Below are 25,549 nucleotides of genomic sequence, written 5' to 3'. Positions count from 1 at the left end.
CGCGAACGCTCACGCATAACTTCCCGTCGCTTGCTCATATAAACCGGACATTGATGCAAGCCGCCGATGCGGACAAGAGTTCGCTGTTTTCACTTGGCAACCCCACATCGGGGATGGGCGATTTTCCGACCTGCAACATGTTGTTTTTTCGTCGGAAAACCGGAGCCAGACGCCACCTCTGCCAAGTTGCATATCGACTTTGGGTGGCTGGCGATCGGCACCGGGTTCCGTCAAGTTTCTGGGTGGGGATCAAGGTGGGTACCGCAAAATTCCCCACCGGCGGCATCGGGCATGGGGCGCCCGGATGCCGTTTCAACGAGATCATGGGGGCAGTCATCGATGAGGCAGTACCTGCTGGGCAGCTCCGCGTTGCGTTCCGCCGGCCCGCACGCAACCGCACCCCGGCGCGCGCGGCGATGGCTGGCGGGATGGGGTACTTTGCCCACGGCCGCCTTGATGCTGACGGCACTGCAACCGGCATCGGCCTTCGTCACCGTCTCCAACGAAGCCGACCTGCGGGCCGCCATCTTCGCTGCCAATCAGGGCGGCGATGCCGACATCCGGCTGGGTGGCAACATCACGCTCGGCCAGTCGCTGCCGATGATCACGGCCAGCATGGGTTTCACCGGCAACGGCTTCAATATCGACGCCAACGACACCGGCCGCGTCTTCTTCGTCCATAACGGCACCGTGACCATCAACGGCGTGAACATCCTCAACGCCCTGGCCCAAGGCGGCGACGGCGGCAATGGCAGCCAGAATGGCGGCGGTGGGGGCGGCGGCCTGGGGGCGGGCGGCGCCGTCTTCGTGGGCACCGGCGCCTCGGTCACGCTGACCAATGTCAATGTCGGCGATGCCGACGCCAAGGGTGGCAAGGGCGGCAACCGGGCCAGTGATGGCGGTGGTGGTGGTGGTGGTGGCGGCGGTCTGGGCGGTGGCGGCGGCAGTTCCATCGCCTTCTCGTCCGCCGGTGCCGGCGGCGGCGGCTATGCCGGCAATGGCGGCAATGGTGCCGATGTCGGTGCCGGTGGCGGTGGTGGTGAATTCGGCGATGGCGGTGCCGGCGGCGATGGCGGCGGCGGCGGCGGCGGCGGTGGACGGCTGGGCAATGGCGGTGGCGGGGAGATCCAGAGTATCAACAACGGTGCGGGCGGCGGCGGCGGCGGCGGCGACAGCGGCGATAACGGCACGGCGGGTAACAATAATGTCGCCGGCACCGGGGCCGGCGGCGGCGGTACAGGTGGAACGGGCAGCAATTCCACCGCTGCCGGCAATGGCCAGAACGGGACGGATTACGCCGGCGGTGGCGGCAGCGGCGGGGCCGGCGACCGCACGGCCGGCAATGGCGGCCTGTCCGGCGGCGGCGGCGGCGGCGGCAACAACCGGGGCGTGGGCGGGGCCGGTGGCGTCGGTGGCGGCGGTGGCGGCGGTGGCGCTGCCATCGGGGGTGCGGGCGGCGCCTATGGCGGCGGCGGCGGCGGCGGGTCCAACGCGTCCAGCGGAGGAACGGGCGGCTTCGGTGCTGGCGGCGGTGGCGGCGGTGGCGGCAGTGGCGGCGGTGCTGGCGCCAATGGCGGCTTCGGGGCCGGCGGCGGCGGTGGCTCTACAAGCGGCACCGGCGGCACGCTGGCCGGCAATGGCGGCGCGACTGGCGCCGGCGGCGGCGGTGCCGCCCTTGGCGGTGCCGTCTTCGTCAGCAGTGGCGGCAGCCTGACCATCACCGATGGCGGCTTCACGGGCGCCTATTCGGTAACGGGCGGCGCCGCAGGCACGACCAGCACCATAGGCCCTCCCGGCTCAGCCGCTACCGCTGGCAGCGCCCAGGGCACGGTGATGTACCTGCACGATGCCAGCAGCAGCACCAGCCTGAACATCACCACCGGCAGCAAGACCATCGCCGGCACCGGTGCCATCGCCGGCGATGGCGGCCTGACCAAGTCTGGCGCCGGCACCCTGGTCATCAGCGGCGCCAACGCCAACTATGCCGGCACGACCACGCTGTCGGCCGGCACCGTGCAGGGCAATGCCAATACTTCCTTCGGCACCGGCGGCCTGACCATCAATGGCGGCACCTTCCAGGGCGGCGGCGGGGCCCGTGCCTTCGCCAACAACATGACCGTGGGCGGCGATTTCACCATCGCCGGCGCCGCCGCCACCGATACGGTGACATTGTCGGGCACGCTCGGACTGGGCGGTTCCACGCGCACGCTGACGGTCAACGACATCACCGGCACCAGTGCCACCGATGCGACGCTGGGCGGCGTGATCAGCAATGGCGGCATCACCAAGGCGGGTGCGGGCACCCTGGCCCTGTCGGGTGCCAACACCCATACCGGCGCCACCAGCGTCACCACGGGCGTGCTGAACATCAGCAACGCCACGGCCCTGGGCACGACCGCCGCCGGCACCTCGGTGGCGTCCGGTACCGCGCTGCAGATCCAGGGCGACATCAGTGTCGGGGCGGAGGCGCTGACCCTGAACGGCACCGGCATTTCCAGCGACGGCGCCCTGCGCAACATCTCCGGCACCAATTCCTATGCCGGCGCCGTCACCCTGGGCAGTGCCACACGCGTCAACAGCGATGCCGGCACCCTGACCCTGTCGGGCACCATCACCGGCACCAATACCAACCTGACCGTTGGTGGGGCTGGCGACAGCACCCTGTCCGACGCCATCGGTACGGGTTCCGGCACCCTGACCAAGGATGGCACCGGTACCCTGACCCTGTCGGGTGGCAACACCCATACCGGCAGCACCAGCATCACCGCGGGCGTGCTGAACATCCAGAACGCCACGGCGCTGGGCACCACCGCCGCCGGCACCAGCGTCAGTTCCGGCGCCGCCCTCCAGCTTCAAGGCGGGATCAGTGTCGGGGCGGAGGCGCTGTCCCTGAACGGCACCGGCATCGCCAGCAACGGTGCCCTGCGCAGCATCTCGGGCACCAACAGCTATGCCGGTGCCATCACCCTGGATGGCGCCACCAGCATCGCCAGCGACGCCGGCACCCTGACCCTGTCGGGCGCCATCACCGGCACCAACACCGGCCTGACCCTGGGTGGGGCCGGCAATGTCACCGTCTCCGGCGCCATTTCCATCGGTACGGGCGGCCTGACCAAGAACGGGGCGGGCACCCTGGCCCTGTCTGCCACCAACAGCTATACCGGCGCCACCAGCGTCGATGGCGGCACGCTGCGCCTGGATGCGGCCGATGCGCTGTCCACGGGGGCACTGTCGGTGGCCACAGGCGCCACGCTGGACCTGAACGGCCACAGCCGGACCGTCGGCGGCCTCAGCGGTGGCGGCACGGTCAGCATGGGGGCCGGCAGCCTGAGCGTGAACCAGGGGGCCGACGCGACCTATTCCGGCGCCATCACCGGCACCGGCGGTGTCACCAAGACCGGTGGCAGCGCCCTGACCCTGTCGGGCGGCAGTACCTATAGCGGTACCACCACTATCAGCAATGGCAGCGTCATCATCGCCAATGCCACCGCACTGGGCGCAACGGCGGGCGGCACCACCGTGGCCAGTGGTGCCAGCTTGCGCCTGCAGGGCGGCATCAGCGTCGGGGCGGAGGCGCTGACCCTGAACGGCACGCTGGGCAATGTCTCCGGCAGCAACTCCTTTGCCGGCGCCATCAGCCTGGGCGGGGCGACCACCATCGACAGTGCCGGCGGCAGCCTGACCCTGAGCGGCGGCATCACCGGCACGAATACCGGCCTGACCATCCAGGGGTCCGGCGACCTGACCCTGTCGGGTGTGGCCACCGGCACGGGCGGCATCACCAAGACCGGCACGGGCACCCTGACGCTGACCGGCACCAACAGCTATACCGGAACGACCAGCATCAATGCCGGCACCCTGCGCATGGGTTCGGCCAATGCCCTGTCCTCCTCCTCCCCCTTGATCGTGGCGGCGGGGGCGACGCTGGACCTGAACGGTTTCGACCAGATCCTGTCCAGCCTGGCCAGCGGCAGCAGCATCGATGGCGGCATCGCCCTGGGCACCGCCAACCTGACCATCGAGCAGGCCAGCGACGGCAGCTATGCCGGCGGCCTGTCGGGCAGCGGCGGGCTGGGCAAGACCGGCAGCGGCACCCTGACCATCACCGGTTCCAACAGCCATACCGGCACCACCACCATCAGCGCCGGCACCCTTACCTTGCAGAATGCCGGCGGCCTGGGCACCACGGCCGGCGGCACCACCGTGGCCTCCGGCGCCGCCCTGCAATTGCAGGGCGGGATCGCCGTGGGGGCGGAGGCGCTGACCCTGAATGGCGGCACGCTGCGCAACCTGTCGGGCGACAATTCCTTCGCCGGCGCCATCACCCTGGGGTCCTCGGCCACTATCAGCGCCAATGCCGGCACCTTGAACCTGACGGGCGGTGTCAGCAGCAGCAATATAGATCTGACCCTGGGCGGCGACGGCAATGTCAGCATCGCCGGCACCATCTCGCTGGGCACGGGCGCCATCCACAAGAATGGTGGTGGCGGGCTGTATCTGGCCAATGCCGTCGGTGGCGGCGGCCTGCATGTCAATGGCGGTTCCGTGAGCATCGGGTCGGAGGATGCCCTGGCCGCCACCGCCCTCTATCTGGGGTCCGGCGCCATGCTGGACCTGGGCAGTTTCAGCTATGTCACCGACAGCCTGTCCAATACCGGCGCCATCCGCGGCAATATCGGGCTGGGCGGCGGCACGCTGACCGTGATGCAGGCCGGCGACAGCACCTATGGCGGCGTGATCTCCGGCAGCGGCAGCCTTTACAAGGATGGCGCCGGCACCCTGACCCTGACCGGCAGCAACAGCTTCAGCGGCACCACGAATGTCAATGCCGGCACCCTGCGCATCGGGGCGGCCGGGGCCCTGTCCGCCAGTTCCACCCTGGTGGTGGCGACGGGCGCCACGCTGGACCTGAACGGCTTCAGCCAGACCATCGCCAACCTGGCCGGCGGCAGCGGCATCAGCGGCAATATCGCCCTGGGCACGGCCACCCTGACCCTGAACCAGGGCAGCGACGGCACCTATGCCGGCAATATTTCCGGCACCGGCAATCTGGTCAAGAATGGCGGTGGCGTGCTGACCCTGGCCGGTACCAACGACTATAGCGGCACCACCAGCGTCAATGCCGGCACCCTGCGCCTGGGCGCCGCCGGCGCCCTGTCATCCGCATCCTCCCTGTCGCTGGCGGCCGGCGCCACCCTGGACCTGAACGGTTTCGACCATACGATCGGCAATCTGGGCAGCGGGGTCGACGGCAATATCGCCCTGGGATCGGCCAATCTGACCCTGCAGCTGGGCAGCAGCGGCACCTATGCCGGCAACATCACCGGTACCGGCAATGTCACCAAGACCGGCAGCGGCACCCTGACCCTGGCGGGCGCCAGCCTTCATGCCGGAGAAACCCGCATTACCGAAGGGGCGGTCACCATCACCCATGCCGGCGCGCTGGGTTCCGCCGCGGGCGGTACCCGCGTCGATGTCGGTGCCGCCCTACAGCTGCAGGGCGGCATCACCGTGGCCACGGAGACGCTGACCCTGGATGGCGGTACCCTGGTCAACCTGTCCGGCACCAACATCTATGCCGGCGACATCATCCTGGGGTCGGCCCTGGGGTCGGGGGGCCGCATCGACAGCGCGGCCGGCAGCCTGACCCTGTCCGGCACGATCAGCAACGGCCCAGCACCATCCGCCGCCGCCCTGCCCGGCCGCATGGCCATGCCATCACTGCTGGCCGCGGCGGCGGATACCGGGCTGATCGTGGGCGGCAATGGCGATGTGCTGATCACCGGCGCCATCGATATCGGCACCGGCGGGTTGACCAAGGAAGGCACCGGCATCCTGACCCTGTCCGGGGCCAACAGCTATAGCGGGGCCACCCTCGTCAATGCCGGTACCCTGCGCCTGGGCTCCGCGGACGCCCTGTCGGCCGCGTCGGCCCTGTCGGTGGCGGCGGGCGCCACGCTGGATCTGAACGGTTTCAGCCAGACCATCGGCAACCTGGGCGGCAATGGCGGCGACATCGCGCTGGGCACCGCCACCCTGACCGTCGCCCAGACCGGCGACGCCACCTATGCCGGCCGCATCCTGGGCAGCGGCGATCTGGTCAAGATCGGCACCGGCACCCTGACCCTGACGGGGGCCAACGCCCATGCCGGCGGCACATCCATCGATGCCGGCACGCTGCGCATCGGGGCGGCGGGCGCGCTGTCCGCCAACGCCGACATCGCATTGGCGTCGGGCGCCCGGCTGGACCTGAACGGTTTCGACCAGACGGTGGCCGCACTGACCGGCGCCGGCACCGTGACGCTGGGCACCGGTACCCTGACGGTCGCCCAGGGCACCGATGGCAGCTTCCAGGGCGCCATCACCGGTGCCGGCGGGTTCACCAAGACGGGCGCGGGCACCCTGACCCTGTCCGGCACCAGCGATTATGCCGGCACTACCAGCGTGGCCGCGGGCACCTTGCGCCTGGGATCGGCGGGGGCGCTGTCTGCCGCCTCTCCCCTGTCGCTGGCCGCCGGCACCACGCTGGACCTGAACGGTTTCAGCCAGACCTTGGGCAGCCTGTCGGGTACCGGCGCCGTGGCGCTGGGCACCGGCACCCTGACCCTGGCCGGCACCGGCACCTATGCCGGTGCCTTTACCGGTACCGGCGGCGTCACCAAGACGGGGGCCGGTACCCTGACCCTGACCGGTGCCAGCCTGCACCAGGGCACGACAAGCGTGGCGGCCGGCACACTGGTCATCGCCAATGCATCGGCCCTGGGCGGTACCGGCAGCGGAACCTCGGTCGCCCAGGGTGCATCGCTGCTTTTGCAGGGCGGCATCAGCGTAGGGGCTGAGGCGCTGACCCTGAACGGCACGCTGGGCAGCCTGTCCGGCGCCAACCTCTATGCCGGCATTATCCACTTGGGCAGCGGTGCCGTCATCGACAGCGCCGGCGGCAGCCTGACCCTGACCGGCGCCATCACCGGCACCGATACCGGCCTGTCGGTGGCCGGAGCGGGCGACACCATGATCACCGGGGCGGTCACTATCGGCATGGGCGCCCTGGTCAACCAGGGAACCGGCAGCCTGACCCTGACCGGCACCATCACCGGCACCGACAGGGACCTGTCCGTGGGCGGGACGGGCGACACGACCATCGCCGGCACCATCGCCATCGGCACGGGCGCCCTGGTCAAGCAGGGGACCGGCGCCCTGACCCTGGCCGCGGCCGGCCTTCATACCGGTGCCACCCGCATCGAAGGCGGCACGCTGAGCATCGGCGCCGACAATGCGCTGTCGGCCAGCGCGCCGCTTTCCCTGTCGGGATCGGGCATCCTGGACCTGAACGGCTTCGACCAGGCGGTGGGCACGCTGTCGGGCACGGGTACCGTGGCATTGGGCACCGGCACCCTGACCATCGGCCAGACCGCCGATGCCACCTATGCCGGCACCATCACCGGGGCCGGTGGCGTCACCAAGATCGGCAGCGGCACCCTGACCCTGTCGGGCACCAACCTCTATACCGGTGCCACGCGCATTGACGCGGGCACGCTGCGCCTGGGCACGGCCGGCGTGCTGTCCACCCGTTCCACCCTGTCGCTGGCCGTGGGCGCGGCGCTGGACCTGAACGGTTTCGACCAGGCCGTGGGCGACCTGGGCGGGGCCATCGGTGGCGATATCAGGCTGGGCGGTGCCACCCTGACCGTGAACCAGGTGACGGATGCCCTCTATGGCGGCGGCATCTCCGGCAGCGGCGACGTGGCGAAACAGGGCAACGGCACCCTGACCCTGGCCGGCGCCAACAGCCACACGGGCACGACGCGCATCGGCGGCGGCACGGTCATCCTGCGCGACGCGAACGGCCTGGGCGGCACCGGCGGCGGCACCATCGTCACCGGCGGCGCCAACCTGCAACTGGCCGGCGGCATCCGCGTGGGGGCGGAGGCGCTGACCCTGGAGGGTGGCAGCCTGGGCAACCTGTCCGACGACAACACCTATGCCGGCAGCATCAACCTGTTGGCACCGGCACGGATCGACAGTCAGGCCGGCACCCTGACCCTGTCCGGCACCATCACCGGCAGCGGCAGCACCCTTGCCCTGGGCGGGGCCGGGCATATGCTGATCACCGGCACCATCGCACTGGGCACCGGCGGGCTGGTCAAGGATGGGGCCGGCGCCCTGACCCTGGCCGGTGCCATCACCGGCAGCAGCACCCTGACCATCGGCGGCACCGGGGATACGCTGATCACCGGCGCCATCGCCACGGGCAGCGGCGGGCTGGCCAAGAACGGGACCGGCACCCTGACCCTGGCCGGCACCAACCTCTATGGCGGCGCCACCAGTATCGATGCCGGCACCCTGCGCATCGGGGCGGCGGGGGCGCTTTCCGCCACTTCCCCCCTGTCGCTGGCCACCGGTGCCACGCTGGACCTGAACGGCTTCGACCAGACCATCGGCACCCTGTCGGCGGCGGCCGGGATCAACGGCGATATCGCGCTGGGCACCGGCACCCTGACCGTTTCCCAAGCTGTGGACGGCCTTTATGCCGGCACCCTGTCCGGTGCCGGTAACCTGGTGAAGACGGGCGCCGGCACCCTGACCCTGGCCAGCGTGGCCAGCCATCAGGGCACGACGCGGATCGAGGCGGGCGGTATCACCCTGCTGGACGCGGGCGCCCTGGGCGGCACGGCCGGCGGCACCATCGTCGCCGACGGCGCCAGCCTGAACCTGCAAGGCGGCATCGCCGTGGGCGCGGAGGCGCTGACCCTAAATGGCGGCAGCCTGACCGGCCTGTCCGGCGCCAATAGCTATGCCGGCGCCATCACCCTGGGCAGCAGCGGCCGGGTGGTCAGCGCGGGCGGCCTCCTGTCCCTGACCGGCCCCATCAGTGGGGCGGGCGCCACCCTGACCGTGGCCGGAACGGGCGATACCGGCATCGCCGACACGATGACCCTGGACAGCCTGGTCAAGGACAGTGCCGGCACCCTGACCCTGTCCGGTTCCGGCAACCGGATGGCGACGGCGACCGTCAATGCCGGCACCCTGCGCCTGGGCACGGCGGGCGCGCTGTCGTCCGGTACAGGCCTGTTCCTGGCCAGCGGTGCCGTTCTGGACCTGAACGGTTTCGACCAGACCCTGGCCGGGCTGGGCGGCGGGGTCAGCGGCGATATCCTGCTGGGTGCCGGCACCCTGACCGTCAACCAGGGCACCGACGCCACCTATGCCGGGCACCTGTCGGGCACCGGCGGGCTGGTGAAGACCGGGACCGGCAGTCTGACGCTTTCCGCCGGCAACAGCTTCGCGGGCCTCACCCGCGTCACCGCCGGCACCCTGGTCGTCGGCGACGCAGCCGCCCTGGGCGGCGCGGGCAGCGGTACCATCATCGATGCCGGCGGCACGCTCCGCCTGCAAGGCGTCCAGCTGGCCGGAGAGGCGCTGACCCTGAATGGCGGCCGGCTGGAGGGCACGGGCATCAGCGCCCATACCGGCAGCATCACCCTGACGCAGAGCGCGCGCGTCGGCACCGATGGCAGCCTGACCCTGGCCGGTCCGATCACCGGCGGCGGCGGCTTGGTCAAGGAAGGTAGCGGCACCTTGGTCCTGACCGGTGCCAACGCCTATACTGGCGGCACCACCGTGTCCGCCGGCACCCTGCGCGCCGGCATGGACAGTTTGAACGGCGCCGTCACCGTCAATGGCGTGCTGGCCGTCGACGCGGCCACGACCGCCGGCAGCAACAGCGTCGCCGTCACTGTCGGCACCGGCGGTCTGCTGCACGGTCTGGGCCCCATCCGCGGGACTGTCACCATCGGTGCCGGCGGCACCTATTCTGCCGGCAATTCCCCCGGCACCCAGACGGTCGCCGGCAGCTTCACCCAGAATGGCGGCACCTTCCTGGTGGAGATCGACGGCACGGGCACCGGCAATGGTGCCGGCAACTACGACCGGCTGCTGGTGGGCGGGGCGCCGGGCCTGTTCACGGCTAATGGCGGCACCCTGGCCCCGCGCCTGCGCGCCATCACCGGCAGCGCCAGTAACAGCTTCACCGCCCTGCTGGGGCAACGTTTCACCATCATCGAGGCGACAGGCGGTGTGTCCGGCAGCTTTGCCGGCCTGGAGCAGCCGACCCAGGGCCTGACCGCCGGCACCCGCTTCGACGCGCTGTATGGCACGAACAGCCTGACGCTGGTGGTCACCCCCGCCCGCTATGCCGAACTGTCGGGGCTGGGCCTGACCACCAACGCCAACCAGCAGGCGGTGGGTGCGGCCCTGGACGCCATCCGCCCCACCGCCGGCCGCCGGCTGGAGGGGGAGGCGGCAAGCCTGTTCAACAATCTCTATGCCGCCGGCAGCGACGTACAGGTGATCGGGTCCGCCCTGGACGATCTGGGCGGCGTGCTGCATGCGGAAACCATGTCGGCGGCCCTGCAGACCAGCCGGCTGTTCGGCGGCTTCCTGGATGAAAGGCTGCACGATCTGCGCGCCGGGCGGGCCGGCAGCCAGGCCGGCAACCCGTCACTGAACCTCAGCGTCGGCAGCGGCGGCCGCACCTCGGCCAGCTTCGCGCCGGGCCAGGCGGCGGGCAATGCCGGGGGCGGCCCTTCCTCCGTTCTGCGTGCCTGGACCAGTGCTGCGGCCGGTTTCAACCGCACCGGCGATGACGGCAACAGCCCGGGCGCCCGCAACCGCGCCATCGCGGCGGCGGCCGGCCTGGACGGGGAATGGCTGCCCGGCTGGCAGACCGGTCTGGCACTGGGCTACACCAACAGCAAGATCGACGGCCACCAGGGTATCGGCGACGGCACGATCGACGGCTATCGCCTGGCCGCCTATGGCGCGCACGAGGCCGGGCCGCTGTTCGTGACGGCATCGCTGTCCTACGCCTTCAACCAGTATAACGGCACCCGCGACCTGGCCGGCACCCGTGCCACGGCCAAGGCCGATGGCCGGGACCTGGGGGCAGCACTCAGCGCCGGCTACCGGATGACGGCCGACGGGTTGGAGATCGAGCCCACGGTCAGCGTCCGTTACGACCGGATCAAGCGTGACGGCTTCACCGAAACCGGCGCCGGGCTGTTCAACCTGTCCGGCCGGGCCGACACGCTGGACGGGCTGCTTACCCGGCTGGGCGTCCGCGCAGCCCGCACCTTCCAGACCGAGGGCGGCGCCCTGGTCACGCCCATGCTGAAGCTGGGCTGGGTCCGCGACTGGGACGACCGGGCCGGCAGCAGCGCCGCCGCCCTGGCCGGCAGCGGGTTCGCCATCGCGGCCGCAGACCCGGGCCGCGATGGGCTGGCCTATGGCGCCGGGATCACCATGGAACTGGACGGGCGGATCGACCTGTTCGCCGATTATGGCGGGGAAAGCCGGTCCAACGCCACCAGCCACACGGCCAAGGCCGGGCTGCGCATTGCCTGGTAAGGACCCCTATTCCCTCATGCGCAGCACACGGTCGGCGGGGCGGTAGCCGCGGCGATGGACCAGGATCACCTGGTCCGGCGACATGAAGCCCCGCCATTCACCGAAGATGTGGATATCCTCGCGCGGGGCGCCGTAACGCTGGGCCAGCACCGAATAGAGGCTCTGGTCGTGCCGGTGGCTGGCCCGGTCGCCGAACACGGCACTCTTGATGCATGAGAAGGTGAAGGCGTCATCGATATAGCGCTGGTACCGGCCACCGGGCTTGTAGCCCTGCAGCCCGGCCCATATCTGCCTGCCGTTCCGCTCGTCCTCCGTCGCGTCCATGATCCTGAAGCACATCTCATGGGTCCAGTCCCGGTTCAGATGGCTGTCCCCGACCAGGAAAATGTCGTTCTGCGCGATCCTGTCATAGATGGTCTTCAGGTCCTTCAGCGCCATGGCGCCGGAATCCATGTACAGCACCCTGTCGCCATGGCGGGCGGCATCCTTGATGACGAAGGGTTTCCAGGCATATTGCCCGGGGAACAGGTAGCCGGGAAATATCCGGCCGACCCATTGCGGGAACTGCACCACCTCCACCTGCCGGCAGCGGTCCAGATATTCCGCCTGTTCCACCTCCAGCCCCAGATCATAGACCAGGATACGGTCGACGGTCTGCCCGCTGGTCTCCTGCACGCTGGCGACCAGGGTCAGGCAGCTGTCGAAGAAGGCGGTGTCGCAGCAAGTGGCAAGGATGTTGGTCATGGTCCCGGGGGTGCCTCCATCGCCGGGAGAGGCTGCCCGGCAGGGGCAGGATAGCCCGGCCCCCCGCCCCCAGGAAGGCCGTTTCCGCCTTCCGGGGTCCGGGCAACTGCGCTACCCTGGCGAACCAAAGCGGAAGAACGCCCGCCCGGAGCCCCGAGGGACCCACGTGCCGATAAAATTCGATCTTGGTGAGTATCTCACCGATATCTTCATCGAAACGGGCATCGGGGATGGCGGCAATATCATCAAGGCCATGCGCGCCGGCTTTGCGGATATCCATGGCATCGATGCGTCTCCCGTCCTGCATGCCGCTGCCAACGAACGGGTGGCCCATGAGATGGGCCGCCTGCCCTGGCGGACCAATGTCATGCTCTATTGCGGGGACCCTGTCGCCGGGCTTCATCAGGTCTGCGGGACGGCGCACCACAAGCGTGCCACCATCCTGCTGGACAGCCGTGATGGCGGGGATGGCGCACCCCGGCCGCTGTTCGACGAAATCCGGGTCCTGCGCCACTGGTTCGGGGACGGGCTGATCCTGCCCGTCATCATGGTGGGCGGCATCCGGCAAGCGCCCGGCCAGGCGTCGCCCCCGCCGCTGGGCCCGGTGATCGATGCGCTGCTGGACCTGTGCGACGAATACCAGTTCCGCATCCTGGCCGATGATACCAGCCGCAACATCCTGGCAGCGCTGCCGCCGACCCTGCCACGGACAAGATGATGCTTGCCGAGACGTTCGGGATCGAATGGATGCGCATCAGCCTGCCATTCGCCTGCGAGATCCACTGGTGCCGGCCCCGGCGGATGGAGGAGAACGGCAATTACAAGGTGCTGATGCTCCACACCGAACCGGCGGAAAGCCTGATCAGTGTGGAGGAGTTGCGGCCGATATACCATTTCTTCGACCTGATCATCGCCGCCGATCCGGCCTATGGCACCTTTCCCAACTGCGTCATCCGGCAGTTCGGCTCGCTCTGGGCGACGAAACTGCCGCGGGCCAAGGAGTTCTCCGCCAGCTTCCTGTTCAGCATGGGGGCCTTGCGTCCCACCCGGCCGGGCTATGGCGAGCGGCTGGCCTTCATGAACAGCCTGCCGCGCGCGGGGGCGGTGCCGCTGCGCATCTACAAGGGACGCATGTTCACCGGGCGCGACGATATCGGCTTCCCCCTGCTGCCCCAGGACAGCAAGAACATCCTGTTCGAAAGCATGTTCCACATCGCCGTGGAGAATGCCTTCGACCGCAACTACTTCACCGAGAAGCTGCTGGACTGCCTGGCGACCTATACGGTGCCGATCTATATGGGCTGTCCCAATATCGGCGATTTCTTCGATACGGACGGCATGATCCTGGTCCCACCCGGCGGATCGATCATCGACGCCGTCAATGGCCTGACCCTGGCCGACTATTGGAAGCGGATGGCCAGCGTGGCGGAGAATGCCCGCCGGTCGCGCCGATATGCCGACTATCAGGCCGTCCTGCGCAAGACCATCTTCGATGCGTCCGGATATTGAGCGAGGTGCCATGGGCAAGCGGTATTGCGTAGTGACGCCTTATTTCCAGGAGGAAAGGCCGGTGATCGAACGCTGCCTGCGCAGCGTGCAGGCCCAGACGGTGCCGGTGGACCATCTCATGGTGGCCGACGGCCATCCCCAGGCCTGGCTGGACGGCGAACCCGTCCGGCATCTCAAGCTGGACCGGTCGCATGGCGATTACGGCAACATGGCGCGCGGTATCGGCGCCCTGCTGGCGGCCGGGGAGAAGTACGATGCCATCGCCTTTCTGGATGCCGACAACTGGTATGACGCTGACCATATCGAACAGTGCCTGGCGGCGGCGGATGCCGCCCCGGTCCGGCCGGAGATCGTGGCCGCACAACGCCGCCTGGTCCGCGCCGATGGCAGCCTGCTGCGGGTCCGGCCCCCCGATCTGCCGCATTTCGACCGGATGGATACCAACTGCTATCTGTTCCTGCCCCCGTCGTACCATCTGCTGGCCAAATGGTGCACGATCCCGCGGGAACTGGCGCAGCATGGCGACGATCTGTTCTATTTCTTCTGCAAGGCGGAGAAGGCTTCCTTCGCCGTCACCGACCTGCGGACGGTGAACTACACCTACATGTTCGAAAGCGTCTATCGCGAGATCGGGGAGGAACCGCCGCCCGGTGCCAAACCCCCGGTGAGCTGGGACCAGACCCAGGAATGGCTGGCCACCCTGACGCCGGAGGAGATTGTGCTCGCCCGCCGGGGTACCGGCCTTCACCTGCGCGACGACTGATCGGGGGCGACCGGTTCCGCCTGCACGGGGAAGGACGCGACCGCCCCGGCCAGCCGGTCGGCCAGCCCCGCCAGGGCCTGGCTGGTGGCGGCGGCCACATCGGCGGCCGTTCCACCCGACAGCCCCACCGTCAGGTCCTCGCTGCCTGCACGGACGGTGCGCGGTTCGCCCCGGCTGCCCACCAGAGTCCAGCGGGCCTGCAGGACAAGCCGGCCATCGGCCGGATCCATCCGGATGATCTCCAGGCTGAGATCGGCATCGGGGATGCGGCCATCGCCTTCGATCAGCAGGTTGCCAGGGCCCAGCCGCGTGTCCAGCGCGCCGGCCAGCACGCGGGTGGTGCCGTCGCCCAACCGTTCGGCCCATTCGGTATCCGGGGCCACGGCAACCTCCCCGCCGGCCCGGCGCGTCACCACCGTCAGCCCGTCGAGATATCCGGGTATCCGGACCGGCCGCAGCAGCACCGTGGTGCTGGCACCGGCAACGGGGGCCAAGGCCGGCGGTCCCGCTGCCGGCAGGGCCAGCAGGGCCGGCGGATCGGACGCACAGGCGCCCAGCGCCAGCACACAGGACAGAAGCAGAAGGGAACGTAGCGGGCGGGTCATCTGATCATCTCCCCCGGACAAGGGTGCTGGGATCGCGGTCGATCCGTTCGGATAGGCTGCGCAGGCGGGCGGCCGTGGTGGCCAGATCGTCCACGGCGCGCTGGATCTGTACGGCGGTGCGCCCGCGCGGGTCCAGCAGGGCGTTGGCCCCGTCCAGGGCCGTATCGGCGCGGCCCATCGTGACGCGCGCCGCCGCCCCGGTGGCCGTCACCTCCTTCTCCAAAGCCGCCGACAGCGACCGCAGCGAGGCCATGGTCTGGTCCATCGACGCCATGCTCTTGTCGATCCCGCCGCGGGCGGAGCCGGACAGGGCTGTCACCTCCGTTTCCACCGTCGCCAGGGTCTGGCGCAGCTGCACCAGCAGGGCCGGCAGTTCCACGATGGTCTGCTTGAATTCCGGCTGCGACAGCACGCCGGTGACGGCGTCCAGCGTCTTCTGGAAGGACGCGATGGTCTCGTCCAGCTTGACGCGCTCCAGCTGCTGGGTGATGGCCTCCAAGTCGGTGGGCACGGTGGGGATCTGCGGCTTGCCGTCCCCGCCTCCGCCCTCGACCACCCTGCCGTTTTCGCGGAAATCCAGTTCGACCATCAGCTGGCCGGTGACGAAGCTCTGCATCACCAGCTTGGCGGTCATGCCCTTGGCCACCAGGGTCGGGATCAGGTCATCGCCCTCGTCCGGCAGGTCGGACCCGAAGGTGGCGACGGTACCGGGCACGATATCCATGCCGACGCGAATGATGAAGCTCTGGGTCTGTGGATTGACATGCACGCCCATGCTTTCCACCGATCCGACGCGCACGCCGCGGAAGGTGACGGGAGCGCCGATCTGCAAACCGGCCACGGAACTGTCGAAGAAACTGACGGCCTGCAGGCGCTGGGCCCAGAGCGCGCTGCCGCCGAAGAAGGCGACAGCCGCCGCGATCAGCAGCAGGGCGCCCAGCACGAAGGCGCCGATGGCGGTGGGGCTGGGTCGCTTCACGATGATGCCTCCGTCTGCGAAGCATGGGGTTGGTCGGACAGGCCGCGCCGGGACAGGAATTCACGCACCTTGCCGCTGTCGGCCTCGCGCGCCAGTTCGGCGGGCGGGCCCAGGGCGGTGGGCTTGTGTTCCTCCCCATCCAGGAACAGCATGCGGTCGGCGATGGCGTAGAGGCTTTCCAGCTCGTGCGTCACCATGACCACCGTGATGCCCAGCCCGTCGCGCAGGGTCAGGATCAATTCGTCCAGCCGGCGCGACGACAGCGGGTCCAGCCCGGCCGAGGGTTCATCCAGGAACAGCACCGACGGGTCCAGCGCCAGGGCACGGGCCAGGGCCGCACGCTTGCGCATGCCGCCCGACAGGCTGGCCGGCAGCCGTTCCTCATGCCCCGCCAGCCCGACCAGGGCCAGCTTGAACCGCGCCAGCGCCTCGCGCGCCGCCGGCTCGGCATGGCCATGCATCTCCATGGGCATCAGGATATTCTCCAGCAGGGTCATGGAACTCCACAGCGCGCCGCCCTGGAACAGGATGCCGAAGGGCGGCGGGCCCTTTTCCACACCCGGCTCCGCCTCACCCTCCAGTGGCTTGCCATCGAACAGGATGCTTCCCTTCAGCGGGGGCAGCAGCCCGACCATGCTTTTCAGCAGCGTGCTCTTGCCCGATCCGCTGTCGCCGACGATGGCGAAGATCTCGCCCCGGGCGATCTCTAGGTCGATACCGCTCTGCACCGGCTTGCCGCCATAGCCGACGCAGACATCCTTGACGCTGATCCGTGCCGTTTCCGCCATGGTCAGATGTCCAGCGCGTTGGCGCAGACGGCGAAGACCGCGTCCACGGCAATGATGGCGACGATGGCATTGACCACGGCCGACGTCGTGGCCTGCCCCACATCGGCGGCACTGCGCCCGGCGCGCAGGCCGCAGCGGCAGCCGATCAGCGCCACCATGGCCCCGAAGACCAGGGCCTTGGTGCCGCCGATGGCGAAATTGGCACTTTTTACCGCCGCCTGGGTTTCCACCATGTAGCCGGTGGCGGTGATATCCATCATCGGCACGGCCACCATCATGCCGCCGACCAGCGACACCGCGCAGGCATAGACGTAGAGCAGCGGCATCAGCAGGGCGAGCGCCACCACCCGGGGCAGCACCAGGAATTCCTCCGGCGGGATGCCCAGCGTGACCAGCGCGTCGATCTCCTCATTGCCCTGCATGGTGGCGATGCGGGCGGCGAAGCTGGCGCCCGTGCGGCCGGCCAGGACGATGGCCGTCATCACCGGCGCCAGTTCACGCACCGACGCGATGCCCACCAGATCGGCGACATAGATGCCGGCCCCGAAGGCCCGCAGCTGCACGGCGCCGACGAAGGCCAGGATGGCGCCCATCAACAGATTGACGATGCCGACGATCAGCAGGGCCCGCGTGCTGCTTTCCGCCAGCACGTCGATCACCTCGTTCCGGCGCACCTTGGCCCGGCCGGCGGCAAAGCGCGGCAGGCGCAATACCACCTCGCCCACCAGGGCCAGCATGGCCTTGATCTCTTTCCATTCGCCCAGCGCCCATAGGCCCAGGCGCTTGCGCAGGCCAGGCGGCGGCTTCTCCGCCGGCGGGTCCCCGGCATCGCCCGCCAGCTCCAGCAGGCTGGCCATCTCCCGCGGCACGCCTTCCAGCGTCACCTCGGCGTTGCCCTTGCGCAGCCGGCGCAGCAGGGCGGCCAGAAAGGCGGCATCCACCGTTCCCCATTTCCAGTCCGCCGACGCTTCCACCCGCAGCGTGGTGACGCCATCGGCGGGCAGGTCCCCGTCATCCGGCGATCGGGCCAGCCGGTCAGCGCCGATGCCCCCATCGGGCACCGTCAGCACCAGCACATCCCCCTCCCGCCGCAGTTCGTTCTCCATCTTCCATCCCTGACCCTTGGCGCATCGCCACGGGCTGTTGCGTCTTTCGGTGTACAACGGGCGGGGCAGGCCATCGGTTCCCGACGCCGCGCCTGAAATTACAGATGGATGTCCCAGGTCCGGATACATCCTGGCGGGAACAAGCGCGGTGCGGGCGGGTTAGCTTTGCAGGGGGGGAGAAAGGAACCTCGCCATGCGTCGCCGCACCGTCTTCTATTGGGGTGCCGGGATCGTGGCCGGCACCCTGCTGGCCCTGGTGCTGGCCGTCATCCTGTTCGACTGGAGCCGCCTGGCCCCCTGGCTGGGCAGCAGACTGTCGGATGAGACGGGGCGCGAGGTCACCGTCGCCGACCTGGATATCGACTGGTCCTGGCACCCCCGCATCCTGGTCACCGGCCTGCGCGTCGCCAATGCCGACTGGGCGGGCGACCAGCCGCTGGCCGATATCGAAACGCTGGACGTGACCCTGTCCATCCCGGCTTTGTTCCGGGGCCAGGTGGAACTGCCGCGTATCGTGGTGGCCAAACCCCAACTACGGCTGGCGCAGGACAAGCAGGGTCACGCCAACTGGGACTTCACCGCTGGCAAGGTGGCCGGTGCCGCCGCCCCCGACAATCGCCGGGAAATGCCGCTGATCGGCATCCTGTCCATCACCGATGGCACCCTGGAATATCACGACCAGCGCAAGGGCATCGATTTCAACAGCAGGCTGAGCAGCATCGCGGCCCAGGGCGGCAGCGGGCGCGAGCAGGTGCGCATTGAAGGTGACGGCACGGTGGAGGGCAAGCCCTTCAAATTGTCGCTGACCGGCGGATCGCTGCTGGCCCTGCGCGCAGGCGACGAGCCCTATGGGCTGAAGTTGGAGGCCACGGCCGGCGGCACGCGCTTCACCCTGGACGGGACCATGAAGGATCCGATCAAGCTGGACGGCGCCGACATGGCACTGACCCTGAAGGGCCCCGATCTGGCGGAGATCTTCCCCATCTTCGGCATCCCCACCCCGACCACCGCCGCCTACGACCTGCGCGGCCGGTTGCGCCGTGGCGAAGGGCTGTGGCGCGTCGATGACCTGAAGGGCAAGGTCGGGCAGAGCGACCTGGGCGGCTTTCTATCCATCGATCCGCGCGAGGAGATACCGCTGATCCGGGCGGAGTTGGTGTCCAAGCAATTGCGGTTGGTCGATCTGGGCGGTCTGATCGGTCTGGACCCCGGCAAGGCCGACCCGTCGGCCGGCGTGGCCGCCCCCGACCGCGTCCTGCCTGCCGTGCCGGTGAAGCTGGAACGGCTGCGCGCTGCCGACATGGATATCCAGTTCACCGGGGCGAATGTCGAGGCCCCGGGCCTGCCGCTGCGCGAGCTGGGCTTCCATCTGAAGTTGACTAAGGGTCGCCTGGTGCTGGACCCGCTGCGTTTCCAGGCCGATATCGGGCAGGTGGTGGGGACAATCATTCTGGACGGGGCGAAAGACCTGCCGGTGGGTGAGTTCAATCTCGGCATCCGCAATGTCGGCCTGAAGCCGTTTTTCAAGAATACCGGTTTCGCCGACCAGACCGACGGCACCATGGCCGGCCGCCTGAACCTGAAGGGCAGCGGCCGGTCGGTGGCGGAAATCCTGGGCAATGCCGATGGCGAGGTGATGCTGGTCATGGAGAACGGCAGGATCAGCCATCTGCTGGTGGAGGTGGCAGGGCTTGACGCGGCTGAAGCCATCGGCCGGCTGATCGGCGGGGACGAGCCCATCGCCGTGCGTTGCATGGTCGCCGATTTCGGCGTCACCAAGGGCGACATGCGGTCCCGCACCCTGGTGATGGACACGACCGACACCAATATCGGCGGCCGTTTGCAGCTGGACCTGTCGAAGGAGAGGCTGGATGGCCGCCTGCGGCCCAAGCCCAAGGATTTCAGCCCCCTGACGGCACGTGTGCCCATCCTGATCGGGGGCACGCTGAAGAACCCGCAGGTGGGGGTGGATGGCGGAAGGCTGGCGGGCAAGGGGGCGGCGGCGGTGGCGCTGGGCGCGCTGCTGACGCCGCTGGCCGCCATCATCCCGTTCCTGGATGCCGGCGGGGGCGAGGACAGCCCCTGCCGTACCCTGGTCGGCCAGGCCTGGAAGGAGCAGGTGAAGAAACCGCCGCCACCGCCCAAGCCGGCCAAGGGAAAGTGATACCCGTTATTTGGCTTCCCGCAGCGCCTTCAACTCATCCGGCGGCACGGGGTCGTCATATTTGTTGCCGAACTTGGTCCGGATATAGGTGACGACGGCGGTGATCTGCTCGTCATCCATCTCGGCACGGAAGCTGGGCATGGCCTTCGACCCGTTCAGGATCAGCAGCGCCGGATAGGCCCAGGCCGCCAGATTGCCATTGTCGGCCAGTGCGGGATAGAAGCCCGCCCCGGTACCGCCCTTGCCGTCGGGCATATGGCATCCGGCGCAGACCGCCTTGTACAACGCCTCGCCATCGCGCTGCGGGAACTTGGTATAGCCCAGCAGGTTGGCATGCTTGGTAGCAGAGACCTGGGCCGAATCCGCCGCATGGGCGCCTGTGGAGAGAAGGGCCAGCGTCAGGCCGGCCAGCATGATCTGCTTCTTCATTTCACATCTCCTCAGGCGGCCAAAGCGCGGCGGTGCAGGCGGGAAACGGCGTCCAGGGCCGACAGGATGGCGCCCTCCTGCCAGCCCGGCAGGTGCGAGATGTGATCGCCGGCCAGCACGATGCGCCCGTCGATCTCCGCCAGGTCGCGGTAATGCTTGGCACGCAGGTCGGGCGTCCAATGGGCGGCACAGCCCATGGTGGTCGGCGACCGGTGCCAGCTGACCGACACCCCGTTCTCGAACTCCGCCTTGTACTGCGGATGGATCTTCGATCCTTCCTCCACCGCCAGCTTCACCCGGTCGGCCGCCGACATCGACGCCGGCTCGAACGCGTTCATGCCGTAGCAGAAACTGCCCAGCAGCACCCCCTTGCCCGGCTTGTTGAAGCCGGTGCTGGGATAGGAGATCTGGCGGATGGGCAGGTCGGTGAAACTGATGCCACCATATGTCGCCTCATCCTCTTCCCAGAAGCGGCGCTTGAACTGCAACCCGGTCTTCACGGCGGCCGAATAGGGTACGGCGTCCATGCCGGCCTTCATCTTGGGCCCCACCTGCACGTCCAGCTGGCTCAGCACCGTCAGCGGCAGGGCGCAGACGCACCAGTCGGCCGTGGCCTGCCGCTGGTTCTTGCCCGTGGTCGCATCGACATAGGTGACGGTCACACCCTTGGCATCCTGCTGGATCGCCGTGACCTTGGCGTTCAGGGTGATGATGTCGGTCAGGGTTTTGCCGATGGCCTTGGGCGTGGCGTCCATGCCGCCCACCGGCTGGAAGATGGTGGAATGCCATTGATGGGTCTGGCCGAAGGTCAGCGCCCGCCAGACATCCGACCGCAGCAGGTCGGTGAGCGCCAGCGGCTGCCCGCCCTTGGGTTCCGGCATCAGGCCGCCACCCTTGTTCACCTCATACCCGCGCCGTTCAGCACTGGTGATGCCGGCGGTGTATTTATGGTTGGCGTCCAGTGCCCCCCATTCCTTCAGGGCGGCCAGCAGGACCTCCTGATCCTCCTTGCCCAGCACCTGATCCAGCTTGTCCTGCTGGGGAACCTTGGACAGCATCTCGGCCAGATGGCCCTGGAAGTCCGCCTGCACTTCCCGGAAGCGCTGCGGTTTGCCGCCAAAATAGGCGGATGAATGCACATAGGCATTATAATTGACCATGATGAACGGTTCGAGATCGATGCCGAACCGCTTCGCATAGTCCAGATATCCGCGATGATGGTACGGGATGCGCCAGGGGCCGGGGTTCAGATACAATCCAGGCGCGAACCCGCATTTCTGGACCTCGCCCCCCAGTTCGGTGATGGTGTCGCCGCCGCGCAAAGTCCAGGCCCGGCCGCCGACGCGGCCATTATATTCAAGGATCTGAACCTGATAGCCGGCATTGCGTAATTCCAGCGCCGACACCAGTCCAGCCCAGCCGGCCCCCAGCACGATTACTTTGGCCCCTTTGGGCGCTCCTTGCAGTTTTATGGGGCCAGTATATTGGCTGTCCGCGGCATGACCCAGGCTGGTCATGGCCTGATACATGGCACCGGCACCGGCGACGGCGCCGATCATGCGGAAGAGATCACGGCGTTTGAATGCGGACCCGCCTGTCGTCTCGCTCATACAATCTCCTGATCGCTGGGGTACCACCCTGGCGGCGGCACCCGGCCGGGAAGCGGCCGACCTGCAGGGGCAGGTGGCTCCGGGCTTGTGCTAGCAATCCGTCTGCCAAGTGCCCTTCCTGTCAGGCCCGGTGATCTGTCACCATCACCGGGACCATGTGTTGGGGATATCGGATGCTGGGAAACGACCGCTCCCACGGGCTTTGGGAAAAGACGGCACCGCCGCCGGCCGCCTGCATCCCGCTGGTGGGACCGGTGCGGACGGATGTGGCCATCATTGGCGGCGGCTATACCGGCCTGTCCGCCGCCCTGCATCTGGCCGAGGCCGGGGTGGATGCCACGGTGCTGGAAGCGGTGGAACCCGGCTTCGGCGGGGCCGGCCGCAATGTCGGGCTGGTCAATGCCGGCATGTGGATCATGCCCGACCAGCTGCCGGCATTGCTGGGCCCGCTGCATGGGGAACGGCTGCTGGACCTGCTGGGCGACGGGCCGGCACAGGTCTTCGCCCTGGTGGAACGGCACGGAATCGATTGCGAGGCGGTACGGCAGGGCACGCTGCATTGCGCCGTCGGCCGCCAGGGTTTGGCGGAAATCCGCCAGCGCCACGAACAATGGGCCCGGCGCGGGGCACCCGTCCGGCTGTTGGACGCGGAGGAGACCCGGGCCCGCACGGGATCGGCCGCTTATTCCGGTGCGCTGCTGGATGCGCGGGCCGGTACGATCCAGCCCTTGGCCTATGCCCGCGGACTGGCGCGGGCCGCCCTGGCCGCCGGGGCGCGGATATTCACGGATAGCCCAGTCATCGACGCGCAGGCCCAAGGCGGGCAATGGAAACTATCCACCGGCTGGGGCAGCCTGATGGCCGACCGGGTGATCGTGGCCACCGACGCTTATGGCAGCGGCCCCTGGTCGCAGCTGCGGGCCGAACAGGTCCACCTGCCCTATTTCAACATCGCCACCACCCCGCTGCCGGCCGCAATAAGACAAACCATCCTGCCCGGCCGCGAAGGGGCTTGGGACACGAAACAGGTGCTGAGTTCCTTCCGCCTGGACCGGGCGGGTCGTATGGTGTTGGGCAGTGTCGGCGCGCTGCGCGGCACGGGTGCCGCCATCCACCGGGCCTGGGCGCGGCGCGCGCTGCACCGGATGTTCCCGCAGATCGGCGCAATCGGGTTCGAGGCGGAATGGTACGGACAGATCGGCATGACCACCGACAACCTGCCGCGGTTCCACCGTTTCGCCGGCAATGTGATCAGCTTCAGCGGCTATAATGGCCGCGGCATCGCGCCCGGCACCGTCTTCGGCAAACTGGCGGCGGGGCTGATGCTGGGCACATTGTCGGATGGCGACCTGCCGCTGCCGCCGTCACCCCTCACCCGGCCGCCTTTGGCCCGGGCGCAGGAAGCCTTCTACGAGGCCGGCGCCCAGATAGTGCATGCGGTGTCGGCACGCTGGTGAAATCCGCTCAGCGCTGCCGTTCTTGCCAGCGCCGATGGATCAGTTCCGCCGCCGCCAGGTCGGACAGGCCCGTGCCCACCGATTTGAAGATGGTGATGTCATCGGCCGACCGGCGGCCGCGGGCGGGATCGCGGATCACCTGTTCCAGCAGGGCGATCCGATCCCGGGCCAGGGCGCCATTGGCCAGCGGCGTGACGACATCCCCGGATTCGGTGGTCGCCGTCCAGCTGTCCACCACCAGGATGCCGGCGGCCACCAGCGCGTCGTCGGTCTCGCGCATGGAAGGCGTGAAGCTGCCCACCATATCGACATGCGTGCCGGGCCGGACATTGGCGCCATGGATCAGCGGTTCCCGGCTGGAGGTGGCGCAGCTGACGATGTCCGCCTCCGCCACCGCCCGCCCCAGGTCGGTGACGACGGAAATCTCACAGCCGAGGTGATCCAGGCTGCGGGCCAGTGCCTGCACCTTGTCCGCCACACGGCCCCACAGCCGGACGGAACGGATGGGGCGCACGGCCATGTGGGCAGCCACCATATGTGGGGCCAGGCTGCCCGTACCCACCATCAGCAGCCGGTGCGAATCGGGTTTCGACAAGATGGAGGCGGCCAGGGCCGAAACCGCTGCCGTGCGGACCAGGGTCAGGGGGGCGGCGTCGAAAATCGCGGCGGGAATGCCGGTGCGACCGTCCAGCAGCAGGTAGGAACCGTTGATGCTGGGCAGCCCGGCCTCGGCATTGCCCGCCATATAGGTGATGATCTTGACGCCCGTATGCCCGCCCTCGCGCCAGGCCGGCATCACCAGCAGCATGTCCCGTCCATCCCCCGGCAGCGTGTAATGCAGCCGGTCCGGCACGGTGACGCCCCGGGCGAAGGCGGTGCGCAGCGCCTGCACCAGATCGGACGGGGTGGCCAGGGCGTGTATATCCCCGCCGGAAAGCAGCACCGGCTGACGATGATCGGTCATCTCCCCGTTCTCCCCCCGCAGGAATGCAGGATCAGACCCCTTCGGCCAGCTCATGCAAGGCTTCCAGATCGTTCAGGCGGACCTTGCCTCCCTCCAGCAGGGAGATGGCGCGGCTGGTCTTCAGCTGGGTGAAGGTGCGGCTGACCGTTTCCGTGGTCAGGCCCAGATAATCGGCGATGTCCGACCGGCTCATCGGCACATGCACGGGGTTCTCGGCATAACCGCGGCGCTTGGCGCGCTCCGACAGCATCAGCAGGAACGACGCGATACGCTCCTTGGCATTCTTGCGGCCCAGCAGCAGCATCTGGTCCTGGGCGGCCGCCAGCTCGCTGGACGCCATGGCGAACAGCCGGCGCTGCATCTTGGGATAATCCTCCAGCAACCCTTCCAACCGGCGGCGCGGGAAGCGGCAGAGCGTGGCCGACGTCACCGATTCGGCCGAATAGGCATAGGTGTCGTTGATCGACAGGCCCAGGAAATCGCCGGGCAGCAGGAACCCGGTGATCTGCCGCCGCCCGTCGGGCAGCAGCTTGTAGAGCTTCATGGTGCCGGTGGTGACATTGAACAGCGTGTCGGCGCCATCGCCCTCCGCGAACAGGGTATGGCCGGCATCGACCTTCACGGAGACCAGGATATCGGCCAGACGCTTCAGTTCGTCCGCTTCCAGGGCGGAGCAGACGGACATGGTGCGCACGGGGCAGGCATTGCAGGGGGAGATGTCGACGCGGGCGGCAATGGTGCTTTCGCGCGTGCAAGCATGTTCAGCCAACGCCATCTCCGGCTCTCCTATCCAGCATCGTTTCCGGATTTCCATCCAAAAACAGGATGCGCCTATTGGACATGATCCGCGGCGCATAGCAAAGCTGGCGGAATGTCCCAGTCAGGTCCGCCGGCCAATGGAAGGATTTCATAATGATTGGCCGATGAACACATATCCAGACGATTAGGCCCATGTGGCCGAGGGCGCCTTGATCTAGATCAAGGCAAGGCCCCTTGCATGTCGGTTAACTGTCGAAAGCTGCCGT

At 68.5% G+C, this 25,549-nt stretch carries 15 protein-coding genes; 6 read left to right on the top strand and 9 right to left on the bottom strand.

Annotated elements, in window-relative coordinates; translation table 11 throughout:
• Positions 1 to 339: 339 nt before the first annotated feature.
• Positions 340 to 11,406 (top strand): autotransporter-associated beta strand repeat-containing protein, encoded by an 11,067-nt coding sequence (locus ACM9HJ_RS19975; RefSeq protein WP_416573522.1) that lies wholly within the window; start codon positions 340 to 342, stop codon positions 11,404 to 11,406.
• Between the two features lie 6 nt (positions 11,407 to 11,412).
• On the opposite strand, the gene ACM9HJ_RS19970 is transcribed toward ACM9HJ_RS19975, so the two are convergent.
• Positions 11,413 to 12,150, bottom strand: coding sequence for a hypothetical protein (locus ACM9HJ_RS19970; RefSeq protein ID WP_416573521.1), 738 nt, complete (start codon positions 12,148 to 12,150; stop codon positions 11,413 to 11,415).
• A 166-nt stretch (positions 12,151 to 12,316) separates the two neighbouring features.
• Here ACM9HJ_RS19970 and ACM9HJ_RS19965 point away from each other — a divergent pair, with 166 nt between their 5' ends.
• Genes ACM9HJ_RS19965 through ACM9HJ_RS19955 form a run of 3 tightly spaced genes read left to right on the top strand, consistent with a single transcriptional unit; the run spans position 12,317 to position 14,422 of the window.
• Positions 12,317 to 12,868, top strand: a complete 552-nt coding sequence (locus ACM9HJ_RS19965; RefSeq protein WP_416573520.1) for a hypothetical protein — start codon at positions 12,317 to 12,319, stop codon at positions 12,866 to 12,868.
• Complete coding sequence (locus ACM9HJ_RS19960) at positions 12,868 to 13,659, top strand: glycosyltransferase family 10 domain-containing protein (RefSeq protein ID WP_416573519.1); 792 nt, start codon at positions 12,868 to 12,870, stop codon at positions 13,657 to 13,659. Before ACM9HJ_RS19965 ends, ACM9HJ_RS19960 begins: the two co-directional genes overlap by 1 nt.
• Positions 13,660 to 13,669: 10 nt before the next feature.
• Positions 13,670 to 14,422, top strand: a complete 753-nt coding sequence (locus ACM9HJ_RS19955) for a glycosyltransferase family 2 protein (RefSeq protein WP_416573518.1) — start codon at positions 13,670 to 13,672, stop codon at positions 14,420 to 14,422.
• Here the strand turns inward: ACM9HJ_RS19955 and ACM9HJ_RS19950 are convergent.
• From ACM9HJ_RS19950 to ACM9HJ_RS19935, 4 genes are read right to left on the bottom strand one after another with little or no spacing between them, the layout of a single operon-like run.
• Entirely contained in the window at positions 14,404 to 15,027 is a 624-nt protein-coding gene (locus tag ACM9HJ_RS19950) for a PqiC family protein (RefSeq protein WP_416573517.1), read from the bottom strand. The genes ACM9HJ_RS19955 and ACM9HJ_RS19950 overlap by 19 nt on opposite strands.
• A gap of 4 nt (positions 15,028 to 15,031) precedes the next feature.
• On the bottom strand, positions 15,032 to 16,006 hold the full coding sequence (locus tag ACM9HJ_RS19945) for an MlaD family protein (protein ID WP_416573516.1): 975 nt from the start codon (positions 16,004 to 16,006) through the stop codon (positions 15,032 to 15,034).
• Positions 16,003 to 16,794: an ABC transporter ATP-binding protein gene (locus tag ACM9HJ_RS19940; protein WP_416573515.1), complete on the bottom strand. Its 792-nt coding sequence runs from the start codon at positions 16,792 to 16,794 to the stop codon at positions 16,003 to 16,005. Before ACM9HJ_RS19940 ends, ACM9HJ_RS19945 begins: the two co-directional genes overlap by 4 nt.
• Positions 16,795 to 16,796: 2 nt before the next feature.
• The gene (locus ACM9HJ_RS19935) at positions 16,797 to 17,900 is read right to left on the bottom strand and encodes an MlaE family ABC transporter permease (RefSeq protein ID WP_416573514.1); all 1,104 of its coding nucleotides are present in this window, start codon (positions 17,898 to 17,900) and stop codon (positions 16,797 to 16,799) included.
• A gap of 193 nt (positions 17,901 to 18,093) precedes the next feature.
• Here ACM9HJ_RS19935 and ACM9HJ_RS19930 point away from each other — a divergent pair, with 193 nt between their 5' ends.
• Positions 18,094 to 20,064: an AsmA family protein gene (locus ACM9HJ_RS19930; protein WP_416573513.1), complete on the top strand. Its 1,971-nt coding sequence runs from the start codon at positions 18,094 to 18,096 to the stop codon at positions 20,062 to 20,064.
• 6 nt (positions 20,065 to 20,070) lie between these two features.
• Here ACM9HJ_RS19930 and ACM9HJ_RS19925 read toward each other — a convergent pair whose 3' ends face one another.
• A complete protein-coding gene (locus ACM9HJ_RS19925; RefSeq protein ID WP_416573512.1) occupies positions 20,071 to 20,493 on the bottom strand; it encodes a c-type cytochrome in 423 nt (140 codons plus the stop codon).
• Between the two features lie 11 nt (positions 20,494 to 20,504).
• On the bottom strand, positions 20,505 to 22,103 hold the full coding sequence (locus ACM9HJ_RS19920; protein WP_416573511.1) for a flavin monoamine oxidase family protein: 1,599 nt from the start codon (positions 22,101 to 22,103) through the stop codon (positions 20,505 to 20,507).
• A 173-nt stretch (positions 22,104 to 22,276) separates the two neighbouring features.
• On the opposite strand from ACM9HJ_RS19920, the gene ACM9HJ_RS19915 reads away from it, so the two are divergent.
• Positions 22,277 to 23,560, top strand: a complete 1,284-nt coding sequence (locus tag ACM9HJ_RS19915; protein WP_416573510.1) for an NAD(P)/FAD-dependent oxidoreductase — start codon at positions 22,277 to 22,279, stop codon at positions 23,558 to 23,560.
• Between the two features lie 7 nt (positions 23,561 to 23,567).
• On the opposite strand, the gene ACM9HJ_RS19910 is transcribed toward ACM9HJ_RS19915, so the two are convergent.
• The gene (locus tag ACM9HJ_RS19910) at positions 23,568 to 24,524 is read right to left on the bottom strand and encodes an ornithine cyclodeaminase family protein (protein ID WP_416573509.1); all 957 of its coding nucleotides are present in this window, start codon (positions 24,522 to 24,524) and stop codon (positions 23,568 to 23,570) included.
• 31 nt (positions 24,525 to 24,555) lie between these two features.
• A complete protein-coding gene (locus ACM9HJ_RS19905; protein ID WP_416573508.1) occupies positions 24,556 to 25,299 on the bottom strand; it encodes a Crp/Fnr family transcriptional regulator in 744 nt (247 codons plus the stop codon).
• Positions 25,300 to 25,549 lie beyond the last annotated feature (250 nt).

This window comes from Niveispirillum sp. KHB5.9 (assembly GCF_048066115.1).
In the GTDB taxonomy this organism is placed as follows: Bacteria; Pseudomonadota; Alphaproteobacteria; order Azospirillales; family Azospirillaceae; genus Niveispirillum.
The sequence above is the reverse complement of the archived record's forward strand: the minus strand, read 5'-3'. Positions and strand labels throughout refer to the sequence as shown.

Coding starts and splice junctions, on each gene's coding strand:
- ACM9HJ_RS19915 (WP_416573510.1), top strand. CDS start 22,277: ATGCTGGGAAACGACCGCTCCCACGGGCTTTGGGAAAAGACGGCACCG.
- ACM9HJ_RS19950 (WP_416573517.1), bottom strand. CDS start 15,027: ATGACCCGCCCGCTACGTTCCCTTCTGCTTCTGTCCTGTGTGCTGGCG.
- ACM9HJ_RS19905 (WP_416573508.1), bottom strand. CDS start 25,299: ATGGCGTTGGCTGAACATGCTTGCACGCGCGAAAGCACCATTGCCGCC.
- ACM9HJ_RS19920 (WP_416573511.1), bottom strand. CDS start 22,103: ATGAGCGAGACGACAGGCGGGTCCGCATTCAAACGCCGTGATCTCTTC.
- ACM9HJ_RS19940 (WP_416573515.1), bottom strand. CDS start 16,794: ATGGCGGAAACGGCACGGATCAGCGTCAAGGATGTCTGCGTCGGCTAT.
- ACM9HJ_RS19910 (WP_416573509.1), bottom strand. CDS start 24,524: ATGACCGATCATCGTCAGCCGGTGCTGCTTTCCGGCGGGGATATACAC.
- ACM9HJ_RS19970 (WP_416573521.1), bottom strand. CDS start 12,150: ATGACCAACATCCTTGCCACTTGCTGCGACACCGCCTTCTTCGACAGC.
- ACM9HJ_RS19955 (WP_416573518.1), top strand. CDS start 13,670: ATGGGCAAGCGGTATTGCGTAGTGACGCCTTATTTCCAGGAGGAAAGG.
- ACM9HJ_RS19925 (WP_416573512.1), bottom strand. CDS start 20,493: ATGAAGAAGCAGATCATGCTGGCCGGCCTGACGCTGGCCCTTCTCTCC.
- ACM9HJ_RS19930 (WP_416573513.1), top strand. CDS start 18,094: ATGCGTCGCCGCACCGTCTTCTATTGGGGTGCCGGGATCGTGGCCGGC.
- ACM9HJ_RS19935 (WP_416573514.1), bottom strand. CDS start 17,900: ATGGAGAACGAACTGCGGCGGGAGGGGGATGTGCTGGTGCTGACGGTG.
- ACM9HJ_RS19960 (WP_416573519.1), top strand. CDS start 12,868: ATGCTTGCCGAGACGTTCGGGATCGAATGGATGCGCATCAGCCTGCCA.
- ACM9HJ_RS19975 (WP_416573522.1), top strand. CDS start 340: ATGAGGCAGTACCTGCTGGGCAGCTCCGCGTTGCGTTCCGCCGGCCCG.